This is a genomic window from Leucobacter faecis (genome assembly GCF_054456695.2).
Genome location: NZ_JBTJER020000022.1, coordinates 1 through 20,173, shown reverse-complemented (window position 1 = coordinate 20,173; position 20,173 = coordinate 1). Strand labels below are relative to the sequence as shown.

At 62.1% G+C, this 20,173-nt stretch carries 18 protein-coding genes and 2 tRNA genes; 12 read left to right on the top strand and 8 right to left on the bottom strand.

Features of this window, described 5'->3' with window-relative positions:
- Positions 1–218: 218 nt before the first annotated feature.
- From ACXR2W_RS14045 to rpmH, 8 genes are read right to left on the bottom strand one after another with little or no spacing between them, the layout of a single operon-like run.
- Positions 219–1,355 (bottom strand): ParB/RepB/Spo0J family partition protein, encoded by a 1,137-nt coding sequence (locus ACXR2W_RS14045; RefSeq protein WP_458817075.1) that lies wholly within the window; start codon positions 1,353–1,355, stop codon positions 219–221.
- Between the two features lie 3 nt (positions 1,356–1,358).
- Entirely contained in the window at positions 1,359–2,264 is a 906-nt protein-coding gene (locus ACXR2W_RS14040; RefSeq protein WP_458817077.1) for a ParA family protein, read from the bottom strand.
- Entirely contained in the window at positions 2,257–2,901 is a 645-nt protein-coding gene (rsmG, locus tag ACXR2W_RS14035) for a 16S rRNA (guanine(527)-N(7))-methyltransferase RsmG (protein WP_458817108.1), read from the bottom strand. The genes ACXR2W_RS14040 and rsmG overlap by 8 nt, the downstream gene beginning before the upstream one ends.
- Before the next feature lie 52 nt (positions 2,902–2,953).
- Positions 2,954–3,484: a Jag family protein gene (locus tag ACXR2W_RS14030; RefSeq protein WP_489948865.1), complete on the bottom strand. Its 531-nt coding sequence runs from the start codon at positions 3,482–3,484 to the stop codon at positions 2,954–2,956.
- A complete protein-coding gene (gene yidC / locus ACXR2W_RS14025; protein ID WP_458817081.1) occupies positions 3,485–4,450 on the bottom strand; it encodes a membrane protein insertase YidC in 966 nt (321 codons plus the stop codon).
- Positions 4,451–4,454: 4 nt separating this feature from the next.
- Complete coding sequence (gene yidD / locus ACXR2W_RS14020) at positions 4,455–4,718, bottom strand: membrane protein insertion efficiency factor YidD (protein ID WP_458838670.1); 264 nt, start codon at positions 4,716–4,718, stop codon at positions 4,455–4,457.
- Between the two features lie 44 nt (positions 4,719–4,762).
- Positions 4,763–5,149 (bottom strand): ribonuclease P protein component, encoded by a 387-nt coding sequence (gene rnpA / locus ACXR2W_RS14015; protein ID WP_458817086.1) that lies wholly within the window; start codon positions 5,147–5,149, stop codon positions 4,763–4,765.
- A 20-nt stretch (positions 5,150–5,169) separates the two neighbouring features.
- Positions 5,170–5,307, bottom strand: a complete 138-nt coding sequence (rpmH, locus tag ACXR2W_RS14010; RefSeq protein ID WP_458817088.1) for a 50S ribosomal protein L34 — start codon at positions 5,305–5,307, stop codon at positions 5,170–5,172.
- A 369-nt stretch (positions 5,308–5,676) separates the two neighbouring features.
- On the opposite strand from rpmH, the gene dnaA reads away from it, so the two are divergent.
- From dnaA to ACXR2W_RS13950, 12 genes are all read left to right on the top strand, one after another.
- Complete coding sequence (dnaA, locus tag ACXR2W_RS14005) at positions 5,677–7,104, top strand: chromosomal replication initiator protein DnaA (RefSeq protein WP_458817110.1); 1,428 nt, start codon at positions 5,677–5,679, stop codon at positions 7,102–7,104.
- A gap of 397 nt (positions 7,105–7,501) precedes the next feature.
- Positions 7,502–8,644: a DNA polymerase III subunit beta gene (dnaN, locus tag ACXR2W_RS14000; RefSeq protein ID WP_458817090.1), complete on the top strand. Its 1,143-nt coding sequence runs from the start codon at positions 7,502–7,504 to the stop codon at positions 8,642–8,644.
- Positions 8,645–8,650: 6 nt separating this feature from the next.
- Positions 8,651–9,805, top strand: a complete 1,155-nt coding sequence (gene recF / locus ACXR2W_RS13995) for a DNA replication/repair protein RecF (RefSeq protein ID WP_458817092.1) — start codon at positions 8,651–8,653, stop codon at positions 9,803–9,805.
- A gap of 103 nt (positions 9,806–9,908) precedes the next feature.
- Positions 9,909–10,328, top strand: a complete 420-nt coding sequence (locus tag ACXR2W_RS13990) for a DciA family protein (protein WP_458817094.1) — start codon at positions 9,909–9,911, stop codon at positions 10,326–10,328.
- 943 nt (positions 10,329–11,271) lie between these two features.
- Positions 11,272–13,266 (top strand): DNA topoisomerase (ATP-hydrolyzing) subunit B, encoded by a 1,995-nt coding sequence (gene gyrB, locus ACXR2W_RS13985; protein ID WP_458817096.1) that lies wholly within the window; start codon positions 11,272–11,274, stop codon positions 13,264–13,266.
- A gap of 51 nt (positions 13,267–13,317) precedes the next feature.
- Entirely contained in the window at positions 13,318–15,894 is a 2,577-nt protein-coding gene (gyrA, locus tag ACXR2W_RS13980) for a DNA gyrase subunit A (RefSeq protein WP_458817098.1), read from the top strand.
- The gene (locus ACXR2W_RS13975) at positions 15,887–16,294 is read left to right on the top strand and encodes a DUF3566 domain-containing protein (protein WP_458817100.1); all 408 of its coding nucleotides are present in this window, start codon (positions 15,887–15,889) and stop codon (positions 16,292–16,294) included. Before gyrA ends, ACXR2W_RS13975 begins: the two co-directional genes overlap by 8 nt.
- A 95-nt stretch (positions 16,295–16,389) precedes the next feature.
- Positions 16,390–16,463, top strand: a tRNA-Ile gene (locus ACXR2W_RS13970).
- A 51-nt stretch (positions 16,464–16,514) separates the two neighbouring features.
- Positions 16,515–16,590, top strand: a tRNA-Ala gene (locus tag ACXR2W_RS13965).
- 134 nt (positions 16,591–16,724) lie between these two features.
- Complete coding sequence (locus tag ACXR2W_RS13960; protein WP_458817102.1) at positions 16,725–18,137, top strand: sensor histidine kinase; 1,413 nt, start codon at positions 16,725–16,727, stop codon at positions 18,135–18,137.
- Positions 18,125–18,835 (top strand): response regulator, encoded by a 711-nt coding sequence (locus tag ACXR2W_RS13955; protein WP_458817104.1) that lies wholly within the window; start codon positions 18,125–18,127, stop codon positions 18,833–18,835. The genes ACXR2W_RS13960 and ACXR2W_RS13955 overlap by 13 nt, the downstream gene beginning before the upstream one ends.
- Positions 18,832–19,818 carry a DUF4097 family beta strand repeat-containing protein gene (locus tag ACXR2W_RS13950; RefSeq protein WP_458817106.1) on the top strand — a complete coding sequence of 329 codons (987 nt, stop codon included), beginning with the start codon at positions 18,832–18,834 and terminating at the stop codon, positions 19,816–19,818. Before ACXR2W_RS13955 ends, ACXR2W_RS13950 begins: the two co-directional genes overlap by 4 nt.
- The last annotated feature ends 355 nt before the right edge of the window (positions 19,819–20,173 follow it).

Sequence of the window (20,173 nt, the reverse complement as noted above, 5' to 3'; positions counted from 1 at the left end):
GAAACGCCGCTAGGCAGCCAGTCTGGCGGCGTTTTCCCCTGCCCACTTGACAAATCGATCTCCATATCAGGATGACGGTGTGAAAGAACGCGCACGACGCGAAATGACCCCACTTCACGGACAAAAGAGTCCGCGAAGCGGGGCCATTGGATTCTGCGAGTCGCTTCGCTCCCGCAGAATGACGAGGGGAGAGAAGTCCAGCAGAATGACGAGTGGGGTTAACCCTGCCCGAAGCCGGGGTCGCCGAGCTCCGAGAGCACCCGCTTCAGGTCTGCGATCGTCGCGAAGTCGATGATGATCTGGCCCTTCTTGGCGCCCAGCTTCACCGCAACGCGGGTGTCGAAGCGGTCGCCCAGGCGATCCGCGATCTCACCGAGCTGCGCCTGCACACCGCCGGCGCGGGGCTTGGGCAGCTTGCGCTTGGGCTCCTCGGCCGCGGCCGCCTCTGCCGCGCGCACCGACAGGCCCTCGTTCACGATCTTGTCGGCGAGCTTCAGCATCGCCTCCGTGTCGGGGTCGAGCGACAAAATGGCGCGGGCGTGACCGGCCGACAGCACGCCGGCCGCCACCTTCGCCTGCACCGTCTCGGGCAGACGCAGCAGCCGAATCGTGTTCGACACCTGCGGCCGCGACCGGCCGATGCGGGTCGCCAACTGCTCCTGGGTAATCCCAAAATCAGACAGCAGCTGCTGGTACGCCGACGCCTCTTCCAGCGGGTTCAGCTGCGCACGGTGCAGGTTCTCGAGCAGCGCGTCGCGCAGCATGTGCTCGTCGGCCGTCGACCGCACAATCGCCGGAATCGACTCGAGCCCCGCCCGCTTCGACGCCCGCAGACGACGCTCGCCCATGATCAGCTCATACTTCGGCCCCTTCTTAGGGGCCGGTTCGATCGCGCGCACCACGATCGGCTGAAACACGCCAAACTCCCGCACACTGTGCGTCAGCTCATCAAGCGCATCCTCATCAAACTCGGTACGCGGCTGCAGCTTGTTCGGCACAATGTCGACAATGTCGAGGCGCGTCAGCGTCGCACCGGGCACGGCCTGCAGGTCGCCTGCGGCCCCCTGATCCGGATCCCCGGCCACGGCAGCCTGGCCCGCCTTGGCCCGTGACCGCGCAGGCTTCTTCGCCGGGGGAGCGGCGGCCTTGGGCGCATCGCTCGCGGGCGCTGCAGCCGCGGGAGCTTCGGCCTCGATCACCGGATCCGCCGCAGCGGGCGCCTCAGCCTCAGGGGCCTTATCGGCCGCGGGGGTCTGCGAGAAGAACACGTCGACGGGGCGTTCGCCCGTCGTGGGTGACTGCGGAATCAGGGCACCGATTCCGCGACCCAGGCCGCTACGTTTTTTGGCGGTCATGAGCTACGCCCCTTCCTTCACTGGTGACTGCTTGCGCACACCGCGCTCGGCCATCTCGGCCGCAGCCTCAAGATAGGCCAGCGCGCCGATCGACGCCTGATCGTAGGCGAGCACGGTCTGCCCGTAGCTGGGCGCCTCAGAGATGCGCACCGAGCGGGGAATAATCGCGTTGAGCACCTCGGCGGGGAAGTGGGTGCGAACCTCGTTCGCGACCTCCTGCGCCAGGTTGGTGCGCGCGTCATACATGGTGAGCATGATCGTCGACACGTGCAGCCCTGGGTTCAGGTGCTTCTGAATCAGCTTGATGTTGTTGAGCAGCTGGCTGAGTCCCTCGAGCGCGTAGTACTCGCACTGAATGGGAATCAGCACCTCGTCGGCCGCGACAAACGCGTTCACCGTGAGCAGGCCCAGCGATGGCGGGCAGTCGATGAACACGTAGTGGTACGGGCGATCTGACTGTTCGAAGAACGTGTGCAGTGCGGTGCGCAGTCGCTGCTCGCGCGCCACGAGCGAGACGAGCTCGATCTCGGCACCGGCGAGGTTAATCGTCGACGGCACGCACATGAGGTTCTCGTGGTCGGTGGATTGCGCGATCGCGTCGGCGATCTCGCTGTCGCCGAGCAGCACGTCGTAGATGCTCGTGACCTCGGGGCGGTGATTCACACCGAGCGCGGTCGACGAGTTGCCCTGCGGGTCGAGGTCGATGACCAGCACGTTCGCGCCGCGACGAGCGAGCGCCGACGCGAGGTTGACGGTCGTCGTCGTTTTACCGACGCCGCCCTTCTGGTTCGACACCGTGATGACGCGGGTCTTTTCGGGCAGGGGTGAGACCGTTTCGGCGAGCTTACGGCGTCGACGAATCTTGTCGACGAGGTGGTCGCCTACGAGGGACTTTTCAGCTTCAGCCATGTCTCACGATTTTAGCCCGAAACACGCGTGTGGTCTCTACACCGAGGTCGGCGCCGAGCTCTTCGACCGAAATCTCGCGCACTTTGTGCTTGCGCAGCGGCTTCTCGGCCGCTTCGATCTCGTTCTCGACCGATGCGCCCTTGAGGAACAGCATCTCGCCGCCGTCACGCAAGAGCGGCGCCGTGATGGGCACGAGCTTATTGAGCGCGGTGACGGCGCGCGCCGTCACCTGGTCGACCTCGAACGCGTCGTGAAACTCTTCGACGCGGCCGCGCTTGACCTCGGCGTTTTCAAGCCCCAGGCGTTCGATCTGCTCGTTCAGCCACGCGCAGCGGCGCTCCATCGGTTCGATGAAGTAGAACTTGGCGTCGGGCCGGCAGATCGCGAGCACGAGCCCGGGCATGCCGCCGCCGGTGCCAATGTCGGCGACTGTGGCCCCCGACTCGATCAGGGGAGCGAGCAGCGCGCTGTTGACGAGGTGCCGCGTCCAGAGGCGCGGCAGCTCGAGCGGGCCGATGAGGCCCAGCTCTTCGCCACGCGCGCCGAGGTCGGCCGCGAACGCGCGCAGCACCTCGATGCGGTCGCCCGCGAGCACCGCGGCCGCGGCCGGCTCGGACTCGACCACCGCAGCGGTCACAGCGGGGGTTGTTTCGGCCCCGTCAGTTTCACGTGAAACAGTCACGGCGCGCCTAGGCCTGCGCGCCGGCGGTAGCCGACGTGATCACGAGGCGTCGTTCGCGGCCCTCGCCGCGAGACTCAGAGTGGTACCCGCGTGAGGCGACCTCATCGTGCACGAGCTTGCGCTCGTACGACGACATCGGCTCGAGCTCGACGAGCGCGCGGCCGGCCGCGATCTGCGCGATCGCGGCGTCGACCATGCCCTGCAGCTGCACGGTGCGCGCGTCGCGCGAGCCGCCCACGTCAACGATGAGGCGCGAGAAGCGGCCGGTCTCGGTCTGCACCGCGAGCCGCGTGAGATCTTGCAGTGCCTGCACCACGTCGGGGGTGGCGAGCTTGTCGAGCTCGGCCCCACCACCGGTTACCGACACGTAGGCGCGCCCATTGGCGACATCGATGTCGATGTCGCCGTCAAGGTCGGCGATGTCGAGCAGCCCCTCGATGTAGTCGGCAGCGCGGTCACCGTCGGCCTCGAGTTCTTCGAGCGTCAGGTCTTCAGCGGGTCGGTCCTGTGGGGTGGCAGCAGTCACTGGGAGCCTCACTTACTTTTTCTTCTTCTTGGCGCGCTTCGAGCTCACCGGCTGCTGGCGCTGCCCCTGCTCGGGCTTCGCTTCGAGCGCGGTGGTCTCGTCTTCCTTGAGCTTACCCTTTGCCTTGAGGCGCGCCTGGCGCGCACGCCAGGCGTCGCTGCCGGGGGTGGGCATGCTGCGAATCACAATGAACTGCTGACCCATGGTCCACAGGTTCGACGAGAACCAGTAGATGTTAAGCGCAAGGGGAAAGGTGACGCCCGAGAACAAGAACGCGAAGGGGATGATGTACAGCATGATCTTCTGCTGGCGGTACATCGGCGAGTTCTTCGTCTCGTCAGAGACGTTCTTCGACATGATCTGCAGCTGCGTGAAGAACTGCGACGCGATCATGAGCAGCATGATCAGGCCGAGCATGATCACGACGATCCAGTTGCCGCTCTCCCAGCCCTGGGTGAACGTCATCTTGATGGGCGCGCCAAAGATCTCGGCCGCGTTGAAGCTGTCGGTGAGCTCCTGCGTCATCATGCCGATGCCGGGTTGGCCTGCACCGTCACCGCCCGAGCCCATGGCACCAGATGCCTGGCGCAGCACGTAGAACAGCGAGAAGAAGATGGGCATCTGAATCAGAATCGGCAGGCACGAAGCAAACGGGTTGGTGCCGTGCTTCTTGTACAGCGCCATCGTCTCGCGACTCATTGCCTCGCGCGAGAACTGATCCTTCTTGCCCTTGTACTTGTCCTGGATCTTCTTCATCTCGGGCGCGAGATCCATCATGCGACGCTGCGACTTGATCTGACGCACCGTGACCGGCACGAGCGCGGCACGCACGACGATCACGAGGCCAATGATGGCGAGCACCCAGGTGAGGCCGGCATCGGGATCGAGGCCCACCCACGTGAGCACCGAGTGCCAGACCGCCAGCACCAGCTCGACGAGCCAGCGCAGCGGCCAGAGTATGGTTTGGAAGAAGTCCACCGGATTAGGCCTTTCGAAGAGGGGGGCGGACGAATCCGCGAGGAGAAGTCATAAATCGTGCGTGCGCAGGTTTCGGTACGTCATCGATACCGCCCGGGCTGAAGGGGTTGCAGCGCACGAGGCGCCACGCGGTGAGCGCGACCCCCACGACGAAGCCGCGCTGCTGGTATGCCTCAAGAGAGTATCTGGAGCACGATGGGTAATACCTGCACACCTCGCCGTAGAGCGGCGAAATCACGCGCCTGTAAGCGAGCATAAACGCGATCATTGCGTTACGCGGCAACAGATACAGCTCGCTTGCGACGCGCATCGCTAGCTCCTCGCAGCCCGCTCGCGATCGCGCGTCACGCGCGCGAGGGCGCGAGTCACCTCGGCTTCAAGCTCCTCGAAGCTCGCCTCCGTGACCTTCGGAAACACGCGAAACACAATGTCTACCCCGGCAATGCCGCTCGCCAGCTGTCGCTCGACGATCGTCTTAAATCGACGCCGGATCAGGTTGCGTGTGACCGCGTTACCGACCGCCTTCGAGATGATGAAGCCGAAGCGCGCGGGGGTGCTTGTGCCGCCTTGTGCCACTGAAGTGTCGGGGGCAGAGAAAACCGCGTGGGTGATGCAGTATGCACCTCCCACGCGGCGACCGGTTCGCACAGTGCGCCGGTAATCCTCTCCCCGAGTAATGCGATGCTGCCTCGCGGGCATGATCGTAGGGGAGGCGCTAGTTACGCGCTGAGCTTCGAGCGGCCCTTAGCGCGACGTGCGGTAAGGATCGCGCGGCCGGCGCGGGTGCGCATGCGGGCACGGAAACCGTGGACCTTTGCGCGGCGGCGGTTGTTAGGCTGGAAAGTGCGCTTGCTCATTTGTAAGACTCCGTGACTTTTGGAATAGATCCCCGAAACACTCGTTGGTGCCGAGGAAGTCGGATTTAGGGCAGGTCAGCTGAGAGCTGTCGCCCATACAAGATTGACACTCTACGCGCTTTTTACGCGCCCGTCAACACGGCCATCGAACGAACGGCCGACACCTTGCCTGTGGACAAATCTGTGACTAACGTTGTCGCAGTTAACACTTCTATGCACAGATGTCACGAATTCATGCGAGACTCACTCCCATGGCTTGTGGATAAGCCTGGGTATAACATTGATCTATCTCACCACACAATTAGGCCGGGGAAACGCGTGACAGTCGACGAAGTTCAACAGATCTGGGAACAGGTCACCCAAGCGGTGATGGGCGACCCCGCTGTTGGACCGGCCGTTGGTGCGCAGCTCGCGCTCGCGGTGCCCCGCGGTGTTGGAGCAGGCACCCTGTACCTGGCGGTGCAGCTCGAGTTCACGCTGAAACTCCTTGAAAGCCGGCTGCGCCCGGCGATCATGACCGCGCTGGCCGAGATCCCCGAGGCAGACGGCATCGATAACTTCGTGGTGATGGTCGACGAAACCGCTCTTCCGCACATTGATCCGGAGCCTGAGGAACAGCAGGCGCCGCAGCAAGCCCACCAGCCGCAGGGTGCACCGTCACTCGCGACGGTCTCGCAGTTTCCCACAGATCGCATCGATCGTGCCGAGGGTGCCGCGCGCCCGGTGGCCGAGCCGCGCACGCGCCACGGTGCGGGGGAGCCCGGTGAGGGACGACTCAACGCAAAGTACGCGTTCGACAGTTTTGTGATTGGCCAGTCGAACCGGTTTGCGCACGCGGCTGCGGTCGCCGTGGCCGAAGCGCCGGCCCGCGCGTACAACCCGCTGTTCATCTATGGCGACTCAGGGCTGGGCAAGACTCACCTGCTGCACGCGATTGGGCATTACGCCCGCGAGCTGTTTCCTGACGTGCGCGTGCGCTACGTCAGCTCAGAAGACTTTACGAACGACTTCATCAACTCGATTGCCAATAACCAGGGTGCCGCGTTTCACGCGCGGTACCGCAGCGTCGACATTTTGCTCGTCGACGACATTCAGTTCTTGGAAGACAAGGTCGAGACGCAAGAAGCGTTCTTTCACACGTTCAATACGCTGCATGACCACAACAAACAGGTGGTCATCACGAGCGATGTGCAGCCGAAGCAGCTGCGCGGTTTCGAAGAACGCATGCTGTCGCGCTTCGAGTGGGGCCTGCTCACCGATATTCAGGCGCCCGACCTCGAGACCCGCATCGCGATTCTGCGCAAGAAGGCGCAGCGCGAGAACCTCGAGATTGATCACAATGTCTTGGAGTTCATCGCGAGCAAGTTCTCGTCGAACATTCGCGAGCTCGAGGGCACCCTCATTCGAGTGACCGCGTATGCGAGCCTCAACCAGCAGGCCATCGACATGCCGCTCGTGCACACGGTACTCAAGGACCTGATTACCCTCGATGCCGACAACGAGGTGCAGCCGACCGACATCATCACGCGCACGGCTGAGTATTTCGACCTGTCAGTTGATGATCTGTATGGGCCCACTCGCGCACAGCAGATTGCGACGGCCCGCCAAATTGCGATGTACCTGTGCCGCGAATTGACTCCACTTTCGCTACCCAAGATTGGCCAACTGTTTGGCGGTCGCGACCATACGACCGTGATGTATGCCCACAAGAAGATCTCGCAGCTCATTGCTGAACGCCGTTCGATCTACAACCAGGTCACCGAGCTGACGACCCGCATCAAGCAGGGCACCAAGTAAGTGCCAGCTCTAGCCGACACTACGCTTTATCCCCAGGTTTATACCCCGTTGTGGATAACTGGGGATAGCTCGCGTGTCGCTGTGGACAACTTCTGGGCACCTGTGAGGGGCGCCGATGCTGCAGGAAATCGACTCACTGCCCGGTTTGCACATTTTTTGCGATCCGCTCACACCGAAGCACTGCTCGGATCCGTTGCCACGACTGGCATCGCGTGAGTTATCCACAGTATCCACAACCGTTAACACTGTTAACACATCAATCTAAATACGCGGGCACTCGATCACAAGATCCGGCTTGGGCTGTTAACGCACCTGAGAGCTGTGGAGTGGGCTGGATGCCCGTAGTGTGCAAAGATTGGAAGGCTTGAACTACACAATCTGTGGCGGAAGGGGCGATATGCGGTTTAGCGTTAATCGTGATGTATTCAGCGAGGCCGTTTCGTTTGCCGTAAAGCTGCTGCCGCAGCGGCCAACGCAGCCACTACTCAGTGGCGCACTGATCGAGGCGGATCAGGGTGAGCTGACCATCTCGACATTTGACTACGAGGTCTCTTCGCGTACGGCAATTGCTGCTGAGATCAGTGAGCCCGGCCGTGTGCTCGTCTCGGGCAAACTACTTAGCGATATTGCCCAGAAGCTGCCGCACTCTGACGTCGAGATCACGCTGATTGAAAACCGCGTTGAAGTTCGTTGTGGTTCTGCGACATTTAATCTTTCAGCGATGCCGGTGGAGGAGTACCCGCAGCTACCTAACGTCACTGATGTGACAGGGGCCGTGCCGGCGAACGCTTTCTCTGAAGCGGTTGCGCAGGTGTCGCTCGCTGCTTCACGTGATGACGTAACTCCCGTGATCACCGGTGTGCAGCTTGAGATCGCGGGCAACGCGCTCACACTCACCGCAACTGACCGTTATCGAGTGGCGACACGCACGATCGACTGGCAGCCGCTCGGTGCGCAAGACGCACTCAGTGCTCTTGTGCCCGCCAAGATCGTTACCGAAGTGGGTAAGACCTTTGGCAACGAGGGCACCGTCAAGGTAACGATCATCAAGGATGCCGAACGCGAGCTCATCGCGTTCACTGGCGGCAGCAAGACCGTGACGTCGTTGCTGATCAAGGGCAACTACCCGCCTGTCGGGCGCCTGTTCCCCACGAACGTCGAGAATCACGCAGTTATGAGCACTAACGAGCTCATCGAGGCTGTCGGTCGCGTCAGCCTGGTGCTCGAACGCGGAGCAGCCCTGCGGTTCACGTTCACTGACGGTTCGGTGACTCTCGAAGCCGCCGGATCAGAATCGGCGAAGGCCGTCGAGATGGTTGACGTGCACCTCGTGGGCGAAGACATGACCGTGTCGCTGAATCCGCAGTACCTGCTTGATGCTCTGCGGTCGACCCACTCGGAGTTCACTCGGATCGCGTTTACACGCACCGAGAACCCCGCGAAGCCCGGCCCCGTGTTGATCACGAGCCAGCGCAGCAAAGAAGACGCAGACGACACGAGCTACCGCTACCTGTTGCAGCCTAACCTTTTGTTGCGGTAGACCGACATGCGGGTCGCGCATCTCTCCCTCCGAGATTTTCGCAACTACGCGTCGGCCGAGCTACCACTCGAGCCCGGCGCGAACCTGCTCGTCGGGCGTAACGGACAGGGCAAGACCAACCTTGCCGAAGCGATCGGGTATTTCGCGAGCCTCAAATCACACCGGGTCTCGTCTGATGCACCGCTTGTGCGATTCGGTGAGCGCTCGGCGTTTTTGAAGATGAAGGTCGAAGCGAATAGCCGAACGGTGTTGCTCGACCTGCAGATCAACAAAGAAGGACCGAACCGGGCTCAGGTGAACGGCAACGCTGCACCGCCGCGGGAGCTCACCAGGTGGTTTGCGGCGGTCGCTTTTGTGCCAGAAGACCTCAGTATCGTTCGTGGAGAGCCCTCTGTTCGTCGCCGGTTTCTCGACGATGCACTCACGGCGCGGCATCCAGCAGCCGGTGGCGTCCTGTTGGACTACGAAAGAGTGCTTCGGCAGCGCACTGCACTGCTGAAATCGGCTCGCGGTCGCCTGCAGCAGATTCAGTCGAGTTTAGAAGTGTGGGACGAACAGCTCGTTGGGCTTGGTTCGCAGATCATGTTGGCTCGTCGCGATTACATTGCTGACGCCGGCCCATATCTTTCTGAAGCCTACGCAGCGCTCGTGGGGGAGGACCACGGGCCGAGCTGGAGCCTGGTTGAGTCAGCACTGTCTGACGTGTCTCCCGAGATGCGCGAGCGACTGCAACAGGAGAACGTTTCACGTGAAACGCTGGCTGAGGCCTTTTATCAAACGCTTACGGCAGTTCGCTCTCGTGAGGTAGACCGGGGTGTGACGCTTGCGGGCCCGCACCGTGATGATGTCACTATGACGTTGAACGGGCTACCTGTAAAGGGGTACGCCAGCCACGGCGAGTCCTGGTCGTTTGCTTTGGCCGTGAAGCTGTCACTCGCGATGGTGCTGCGTGAACAATCGTCGGCGGGCGATCCCGTGATTATTCTGGATGACGTGTTCGCAGAGCTCGATGGTGCTCGCCGCGCGCGGCTGATGGCCTCGGTGAACGAGTTTGAACAGGTGATCGTAACGGCGGCGGTAGAAGAAGACGTGCCTGACGATGTGAACTGGAACCGGGTGCGTGTGCGTGCCGGTGAGCTCGAACTGGTGGATCGTGACTGATCAGCCGGCGGCTCGAACGCCTGGTCGACCCCGCGGTAAGGGCACCGGGAGCGCTGGGTTTGCGACGGAATCATACCTGCGCGCTAAGTCCGTTTGGCGTGGGGTGCCCGCGTACATTCGCAAGAAGCGCTCGGGCAAGGAACCAGGCGGCACTCCGTTCAGCAAAGGACGTGACCCAAGGGCGCTCGGTGACGTGTTGTCGATCGTTTCTGGTGATATGGGATGGAGCATCGAGCTTGAACGAGCACGACTGCTGGGGGAGTGGGCGGAGTTTGCGGGCGAGACCACCGCAGAACACACCGTAGTCGTCGACATCACTAACGACGTGCTGCAGATCCAGTGCGATTCAACGACCTGGGCGACCGAGCTACGCCGATTGCGTGCAGAGATTGTCTCTCGCATGTTGAATGAATACCCCGACGCCGGCATTAAAGACATCCGGTTCCTGGCACCCGGTGCGCCAACTTGGCGTCACGGACCCCGCACCGTCAAGGGCCGTGGACCCCGCGATACTTACGGGTAATCATCGCCATTGGTGGTGTTTCGTCACATTACCGTGTGCGAGCTCGACTCATGGCCACCGTTCGAGCGGCTCGCTTAGAGGCATTCCGTTGGTTGCCCGATTGAGGTCATCCTAAGTGCGTGCATTGCTTAGAAGAAACGCGCCAGCGTTTTTCGCAATTCACGTTGGCGCCATGATGCCAAGCGAATCACAGGATCCAGGTCAGCAGATCTCACCCTTGTTTCACGTGAAACAAACTTCTTGCTGTCCCCACGGTGTCACATGAGGCACGGTGACCGACTACGCGCGGCCCATATGATTGACACCAGGGGAGTGGCTTCTGCGTTGTTTCACGTGAAACGACGGGTACCGCTGACCCTGATCGTGATCCTGGATTCTGCGACGACTTCGTCGCGCAGAATGACGCGCGAAAAGGGCTGTCCAGGTTGACGCGCGGAAAGGGCCGTCCAGGTTGACGCACGGAGGTAGCTGCACCGGAGGGAACGCGAGGGAAGGCGCACAGGGCAGCCGGGGAGTGAGTCGCCCTGGTCAACGCAGGAACCAGGTCGCTCAGGTGGCAATCGGTACGCAGGAGAGCGGGCTCGGAGCTTCACTGGTGTCCATGCCAGGCAACGTTAAACCGGCACCGAACGCTGCAATCCGCGAGCCTACAAGAACATGCATCGAGGCGAATGGAGCCATTCATGTTTCACGTGAAACGGGATGGCGGCGACCACAGGGCATGGGCATTTTGACATTTGGCACGCTCCGCGCATCGTGCGGAATTGCGTGGTTGCTGCAACCCCGGGTGTGACGCTCGGGGTATCCCCAGCGCAGACTCGAAAATATTGCCCTCACACGCGCGCTAACCGGGGTTTCTCGCCCGTAAGTTGATAAGCTGGTGTGCGGAAGTGTTCCGGGTCGAAAAACGCTCTGAAACGGCCAGAAAAGGATTATTCAACGTATGAACTCAGAACAGGCCGCTGCCGCGGAAAGTTACGGTGCTGGCGCGATCCAGGTACTTGAAGGCCTTGAAGCGGTACGCAAGCGTCCGGGCATGTACATCGGATCGACCGGTCCACGTGGTTTGCACCACCTGGTGTATGAAATCGTCGACAACTCCGTCGATGAGGCACTCGCAGGCTACTGCGACACGATCGACGTCACGATTCTCGAGGATGGGGCCGTGCGCGTTGTCGACAACGGCCGCGGCATTCCTGTAGCAGAGCACCCGACGGAGGGACGCTCGACGGTCGAGGTCGTACTCACCGTTCTTCACGCTGGCGGCAAGTTCGGCGGTGGCGGTTACGCCGTCTCGGGCGGCCTGCACGGCGTTGGCTCGTCAGTCGTGAACGCTCTGTCGAGCCGCTTCGACGTTTCGGTGAAGCGCGAAGGTTTCACGTGGAACATGTCGTTCACAGACAGTGTGCCCAACGCTCCACTCGCCAAGGGGGAACCGAGCGAGGAGACGGGCACGACGATCACGTTCTGGCCAAGCGCCGAGATCTTTGAAACGATCGAGTTTGACTACCAGACACTGCGCACTCGCTTTCAGCAGATGGCCTTCTTGAACAAGGGCCTCACGATTAGCGTCACCGATCTGCGTCCCCAGGAGCCAACCGAAGACGCCGACGGCAATCTCGTCACTCCTGCAGCTCCTAGCGATGTGTTCTGCTACGAGCGGGGCATCGAGGACTACGTGCACCACCTCAACTCGACACGTCGCGCCGAGCTGGTCAACAACGACATCATTTCGTTCGAGCACGAGGACAGCGAACGCAAGATCGCTGTGGAAATTGCGATGCAGTGGACGACCGCATACTCCGAGAGTGTGCACACCTACGCCAACACGATCAACACGCACGAGGGAGGAACCCACGAAGAAGGGTTCCGCGCCGCGCTCACGACCCTCATGAATAAGTACGCTCGCGAGAAGAACATTATTCGCGAGAAAGACGACAACCTGTCTGGCGATGACGTGCGCGAGGGCCTCACTGCTGTCGTGTCCATCAAGCTCGGCGAGCCCCAGTTCGAGGGCCAGACCAAGACCAAGCTCGGTAACACTGAGGCGAAAGCATTCGTGCAAAAAGTCGTCACCGCTGAATTGGGGGACTGGCTTGAGCGCAACCCCGGGCCTGCGAAAGATGTGATTCGCAAGGCCATTCAGGCTGCCACAGCCCGCCTCGCAGCACGCAAGGCGCGCGAGACCGCTCGACGCAAGGGCTTGCTCGAGTCTGGTGGCATGCCCGGTAAGCTCTCTGATTGCACGAGTAAGGACCCTGTGGTCTCAGAGATCTTCATTGTGGAGGGCGACTCGGCAGGTGGATCAGCTAAGACCGGCCGCAACCCGCACACCCAGGCGATTTTGCCACTGCGAGGCAAAATTCTGAATGTTGAAAAGGCGCGCCTGGACCGTTCGCTGAACAACGCTGAAGTCCAAGCAATGATCACTGCATTCGGTGCCGGCATCGGTGAAGACTTCAACGCTGAGAAGGCGCGCTACCACAAGATCGTGCTGATGGCGGACGCTGATGTCGATGGACAGCACATCACGACGCTGCTTCTCACCCTGCTCTTCCGTTACATGCGCCCCCTGATCGACATGGGGTATGTCTATCTCGCTCAGCCGCCGCTGTACCGGATCAAGTGGGCGAACGCAGAGCACGAATACGTGTACAGCGATGCAGAGCGAGATGAACGCCTTGAAGCAGGCGCTGCCAACGGCCGCCGCCTCATGAAGGAGAGCGGCGTTCAGCGCTACAAGGGCCTCGGTGAGATGAACCACGAAGAGCTGTGGGATACCACCATGAACCCCGAGACGCGCACACTGCTGCAGGTCACCATGGACGACGCGGCGATTGCAGACGAGATTTTCGCAACGCTCATGGGTGAAGACGTCGAAGCTCGACGCACCTTTATTCAGCAGAACGCGAAGGATGTTCGGTTCCTCGATATCTAGCCCGCACCGGCAGAACATCGAACCGACAGCAAAGTTGAAAGCAGAAACTCTATGAGCGACGACACAACAACCAACGCACCAGAGGGCGCGGCTAACCCAGCGGGGGAGTACGCAGAAGAAGCGAACCACGGCCGCATCAACCAGGTCGAACTCAAGACCGAGATGCAGCGCTCGTACCTCGACTACGCGATGAGCGTGATCGTGGGCCGCGCACTCCCTGATGTACGCGACGGCTTGAAGCCCGTGCACCGCCGTGTGATCTACACGATGTACGACGGGGGATACCGCCCCGACAAGGCGTTCTCAAAGTGCACGCGCGTTATCGGCGACGTGATGGGCCAGTTTCACCCCCACGGCGACACGGCAGTGTACGACTCTCTCGTGCGTCTGGTGCAGCCCTGGGCGATGCGTTACCCGCTCGCGCTCGGTCAGGGCAACTTCGGCTCACCCGGTAACGACGGCGCGGCAGCACATCGTTACACCGAGACCAAAATGTCGCAGCTCGCCATGGAGATGGTACGCGACATCGACGAAGACACTGTCGACTTTCAAGACAACTATGACGGTCGCACGCAGGAGCCCACCGTGCTTACGAGCCGGTTTCCGAACCTGCTCGTCAACGGCTCCGTCGGTATCGCAGTGGGCATGGCGACCAACATTCCGCCGCACAACCTGCGCGAGGTCTCTGAAGCTGCCATCTGGCACCTTGAGCACCCCGAAGCCACGCGCGAAGAACTACTCGAAGCGCTCATGGAGCGCGTCAAGGGCCCCGATTTTCCGACCGGTGGGCAGATCCTCGGCACCAAGGGGATTCGTGACGCGTACCAAACCGGCCGCGGCTCGATCACGATGCGCGCTGTTGTCAACATTGAAGAGTTGCAAGGCCGCACCTGCCTCGTTGTGACCGAGCTGCCGTACCAGGTCAACCCAGACAACCTTGCAGTCAAGATCGCAGACCTCGTCAAGGAGGGCCGCGTACAGGGCATCGCTGACATTCGCGACGAGACGAGCGGTCGTACCGGCCAACGCCTCGTCATCGTGCTGAAGCGTGACGCGATCGCCAAGGTCGTACTGAACAACCTGTACAAGCACACCCAACTGCAAGAGAACTTTGGCGCAAACATGCTCGCCATCGTCGACGGTGTGCCCCGCACATTGCCCCTCGACGGCTTCATCACCTACTGGGCGAAGCACCAGATCGAGGTCATCGTACGCCGCACCGAATACCGGCTCAGGAAGGCCGAGGCTGAGGCACACATTCAGCGCGGCTACCTCAAGGCCCTCGATGCGCTCGACGAGGTCATCGCACTGATCCGGCGCTCGCCCACAGTCGACGAAGCTCGCGAGGGCCTGATGGCGCTGCTTGCCGTTGACCAGATTCAGGCCGACGCGATTCTCGGCCTGCAGCTGCGTCGCCTCGCGGCGCTCGAACGGCAGAAGATCCTCGACCTCGCAGCGAAGCTCGAAGCGCAGATCGCCGAGTACGAAGCAATTCTCGCATCGCCTGCACAGCAGCGTGGGATCGTCGTCGAAGAGCTGGGGGAGGTCGTGCACAAGTTCGGTGACGAGCGCCGCAGCACGATCCTGCACGGATTCGATGGCGACATGTCGATGGAAGACCTGATTCCAGAGGAAGAAATGGTCGTCACCGTCACGCGCGGTGGATACGTGAAGCGTACGCGCATTGATAACTACCGGTCGCAGCATCGCGGCGGTAAAGGCGTGAAGGGTGCGCAGCTGCGCGCCGACGACATTGTCGAGCACTTCTTTGTCACGACGACGCACCACTGGCTGATGTTCTTCACGAACACGGGCCGGGTGTATCGCGCGAAGACGTACGAGATTCCCGAGGGCGGGCGCGACGCGAAGGGGCAACACCTCGCGAACCTGCTGGCGCTCGCGCCAGACGAGAGCGTTACACAGATTCTCGATGTGCGCGACTACGACGGTGGATTTCTCGTGCTCGCGACGCGTGACGGACTCGTTAAGAAGACAGCGCTCGCGGAGTACGACACGAACCGCACCGGCGGCATCATTGCGATCAAGCTGCGCGAGGGCGATGAGCTCGTTTCGGCCCTGATTGCCGAGTCTGATGACGATGTGCTGCTCGTATCACACCAGGGCATGTCGGTACGCTTTACGGCCTCTGACCAGGCCCTTCGCCCCATGGGGCGCTCGACGAGCGGTGTGCGCGGCATGAACTTTAGGGACGGCGACACGCTGCTGTCTGCGGCCCGCGTGGGTGACAACGAAGAGTTTGTGTTCGTAGTCACCGAGGGTGGCTATGCGAAGCGCACGCACGTGGGAGAGTACCGTGTGCAGAACCGTGGCGGCTATGGCATCAAGGTCGCCAAGCTCGACGAAAACCGTGGCGATCTCGTCGGCGCGTTGATCGTGGACGAGGGCGACGAGGTGCTTGTCGTGCTCGCGAGCGGTAAGGTAGTTCGGTCTGACGTCGCAGAGGTGCCGGCGAAGGGTCGCAATACTATGGGGGTCGTGTTTGCGCGATTCCCAGAGGGTGACCGTATCATTGGCATCGCGCGAAATTCGGAGCGTGGGCTTGAGGAAGAAGAGCCCGTAAGCCCAGCAGCCGAGACCGCTGAGAACGAGGAAAACCTGAATGAGTAACACCGTCGCTGACAAGCTGGCCAAGAAGACACGCAAGAAGGCACCCTCAAAGCAGGTGCGCCTGAAGCTCGTGTACGTCGACTTTTGGTCGGCCGTGAAGTTCTCGTTCTTGGTCTCCATCTGTATGGCGATCGTGAGCGTCGTCTCGGTCATCTTGATTTACACGGTGCTGATGCAGACGAACGTGCTCGAGAACGTCGACCAGGTGTTCATGGACATCGTGGGCGAAGACAACAGCCTCATGAAGCTGATCGGCTTCTCGCAGGTCGCCGGCTTCGCCGTCGTGGTGGGCATTCTCAACACGATCGTGGGCACCGCCCTCGGTGCGATCGCATCGCTCATTTACAACCTGCTGGTGCGCGTGCTGGGCGGATTCCAGCTCGGTTTTACCAGCAACTAAGGTCGCTCTCGGCGGCAGGCCAAGGTGAACGCGCCCGGAATACGCGTTTGATTTTCATTTTTCAACTCGCTCCGGTAATGTTTACTCTTGGTTAAGGGGCTATAGCTCAGGCGGTTAGAGCGCTTCACTGATAATGAAGAGGTCCCTGGTTCAAGTCCAGGTAGCCCCACCGAAACCCAACGAAATCTCAGTTGAGTTTCTTGCAGTAACAAATGAGTACGGGTCCTTAGCTCAATTGGTAGAGCGCCTGCTTTGCAAGCAGGAGGTCGCGAGTTCGATTCTCGCAGGATCCACCAAAGAAATTAGCCCCGCTCACGAGCGGGGCTTTTTTGTTGCAGTCGAGCTTGATGATCTTCGGTAGGGAAAACCCGAATCGATTGATCTGGCTGCCTCGGTGTCGCGCTCGCGCCCGCGGGCATAGCTTAGAAGCATGACATCTTCAGCCGATCACCAAGCGACGGTGCCGCTGCCAGAAACGCCGCTGCCAGAAACGCCGCTGCCGCAGGCGGCCGCCGGGGGAGCGAGCGCAGCTTGGCCCGATCCTGCAAAGCCACAGGCACAGCCACCGCAGCAGCAAGCGCAGCAAACATGGCAAGCACCGCCCCTGACCCCAACATCGCAGCAGCCGCCACTCGAGGCCCCAACGCAGCAGACTAAGCGCCCCGGCGCACCGTTTCGCATTGTGCTCACGATCTTGCAGCTCGCCGCCGTGGGCATCGTTGGGTTCGCGGTGCTCGGCATGTTGTTTGGCATGCTCAGCGCTGGCGTGGGGCTCACGTTTTTGCTCGGCCTCGGGCTCGTCATCTTGGTGGGCCTCGTCTACGCTCTGTACGGTCTAGCCTGGTTCGAGACCGAGCGCGTCAGCGGACTCTACGAGCTCGGCGCACCTTCATTGAAGTGGCAGCGCAGCACTGGTCACGGTTTCAAAGCCTGGCTCAAGGCGTTGCTGCGGCAGAGTGTCGATGGCCGCATGTGGCGCGCGATCGCTAACTTCGTCGTCACAAGCGTGCTCGGTGTTGCCCTCCTCGGCCTCGTGCAGTGGTTCATCACCGCGACGGCGTCGATCTTCACGACGACGAGCGTGTGGTGGCAGCCCGGCATCATCGGCGTGTTGCTGAGCGCGGTCGGCGTCGTCGGCGTCGCCCTGCTGCACCGCATCATCGCAGTTGCGATCATAGGGTCGGGGATCGCCGAAGAACAGCTCGAGGCTCAGGTGCTCGTCACCACGCAACAGCGTGAGGGCGCCGTGCGCGCCGCCGACGTCGAGCGCACCCGCATCGAACGCGACCTGCATGACGGGGTACAGCCCCGCCTCGTGTCGGTGGCGATGACGCTGGGGCTCGCGCAGCAGAAGATCGACAGCGAGCCCGAGGCCGCCAAGGCGCTCGTCGCCGAGGCACACACCTCAACGAAGGCCGCCATCACCGAACTGCGCCAGCTCGCCCGCGGCATCTACGCCTCGGTGCTCGACGACCGAGGGCTCGACGCGGCGCTCTCGGCGCTCGCGGCCCGCTCCCACATACCCGTACAGCTTGACGTGCGCGTGAACGAACGCTGCTCGCGCACCGCCGAGGCCGCGATCTACTTTGCGATCGCAGAGTCGCTCACCAACGCCGCCAAGCACTCACGTGCGAGCGAGTGCCGGGTCGTCGTGCGCGTGCGCGACGAGGGCATGCTGTGGGCGCGCGTCGAAGATAACGGCATCGGCGGCTCGCGCGTCGTGCCCGGCGGCGGCCTCGACGGCGTCATGAACCGCGTGCTCGCTGCCGGCGGCACGTCGCGTCTCGACAGCCCGCAGGGCGGGCCCACAACCCTGGAAGTGAGCGTGCCATGCGCATCTTGATCTGCGAAGACTCTGTTCTGCTGCGTGAGGGGCTCGTTCGCCTGCTCGAGCACGGCGGCCATGAGGTCGTCGCCGCACTGCCCGACGCACTCGAGGTGATGAGCGCGGTCGAGACACATGATCCGGATCTTTGCATCCTGGATGTACGCCTACCGCCGAGTTACACCGATGAGGGGATCCGGGCCGCGCACGAGCTGCGCCGCACACGGCCCGCGCTGCCGGTGCTCGTCTTGTCACAGTACGTCGAGGAGCGGTATGCGAGCGAGATGATCGCCGGGCAGGGGGCCGCGTTTGGGTACCTACTCAAGGACCGCGTTGCGGACGTGGGGGAGTTCATCGAGTCGGTCGAGCGCATCGCGCAGGGTGCGACGGTGCTCGACCCCGAGGTCGTCGCGCAGCTGCTCACGCGGCGTGGGCGTGATGACCGCATGCGGCAGCTCACCGACCGTGAGCGCACGGTGCTCGCCGCGCTCGCCGAGGGGCGCTCGAACCAGTCGATCGCGGCGCTGCTGTTTCTGTCTGAGGCGAGCGTCGAAAAACACATCACCGCGATCTTTCAGAAGCTCGGGCTCGAGGCAGACGGCGGCAACCGTCGCGTGCTCGCCGCGATCGCCCACATCGAAAACGCGGGCGGCCACCCGCAACCCTCACCGACTTCACCGACTTCGCAGACCTCACAGAGTGGATCAGCACGATGACTACACAAAACTTCACGCCCCGTGAAACGCCCCACGACGGCACAGCACAGCAGCCTGGGGCAAAGCAGCCCGGCGCAGGGCAGCCCGGCGCAGGCAGAGCGAAACGCTCCACTGCGAGCACCGCGATTCTTGTCACGACCGCAGTGGTGGGTGGCTTCGCGCTACTGGGCGCGGCAGCGTCGGCCGCGTTCGGGCTGCGGGTCGCCGACTCGTGGGGTGAGCAGATCGACTCGAGCTATTCGACCACCTATGCCGACCCAGACGCGGGGTCTTCGGCCGAACTATACGCAGACGCGTTCGACGTCACCAGCATCAACATCGAGGCCGCCGCGAGTGACTTTAGAATCAAGTACGCCGACGATACAGAAGAAGCCGTGCTCACAGTGCAGCACGCGCAGCAGGTTGACGCCGATGTTGTGAATGGCTGGACCATGGAGCGCGACGGCGACGAGCTCAACATCGCCCGCAACGGCGGCGGTTGGGGCGCAGACGGCTGTCTGTTTGGCTGTAGCACCCGCCCGGGTGAGAGCCAGATCGTCACGCTGACGCTGCCGAAAGACCTGGGGCTCGAACGTGCAGCAAGCCTCGATGTGACCGTCGAAGCCGGCTCGTTCACGGGCACAGGTTCGTTTGATGAACTCGACCTCGAGCTGAACGCGGGGGAGCTCACATTTACGGGAGACGCCCGCTCAGTAGACGTCGATGTCGAGGTGGGCACTGCCCGCGCAGAGGTCGCCGACGTCGAAGCGGCGACGGTGACGGTCGCAACGGGAGAAGCGACCGTGAAGCTCACCGGGACGGCACCCGCAAGCACCGAGGTGGAGGCAGAAATGGGCAGCGTGACCCTGCAGCTGCCGACTGAAACCTATCGCGTCGAGACGAACGCCGAGCTCGGCGGCGTAGACAATCGTCTCAAGGTGAGCAAGGACTCGAAGTACTTGGTGACCGTCGAAGCCTCGCTCGCCGACGTCGTACTCAAGTAGGGCACTTCACGACGGCGCCATTCGTGCAGTCGCGCAGTCGCACAGTCGGTACACCTCGTCATTCTGCAACCGGTACATCCCGTCATTCTGCGCGAGCGAAGCGAGTCGCAGAATCCATGCGCTGTGGATCCTGCGACTCGTCTGGCGCTGTAGCGCCAGCGCGGATTGCGAAAAACGCTGACGCATTTTTCCTTTGCAATCCGCGCACGCAGGATGACCGGGAGGGGCGTGCGCAGGATGACCGGGAGGGGCGTGCGCAGGATGACCGGGAGGGGCGTGCGCAGACCCTATGAGTGTGGGGTTTATAAATAATCGATTACAAGCCTTGTAAGGCCAGAGCCCCACGGTGAAAATA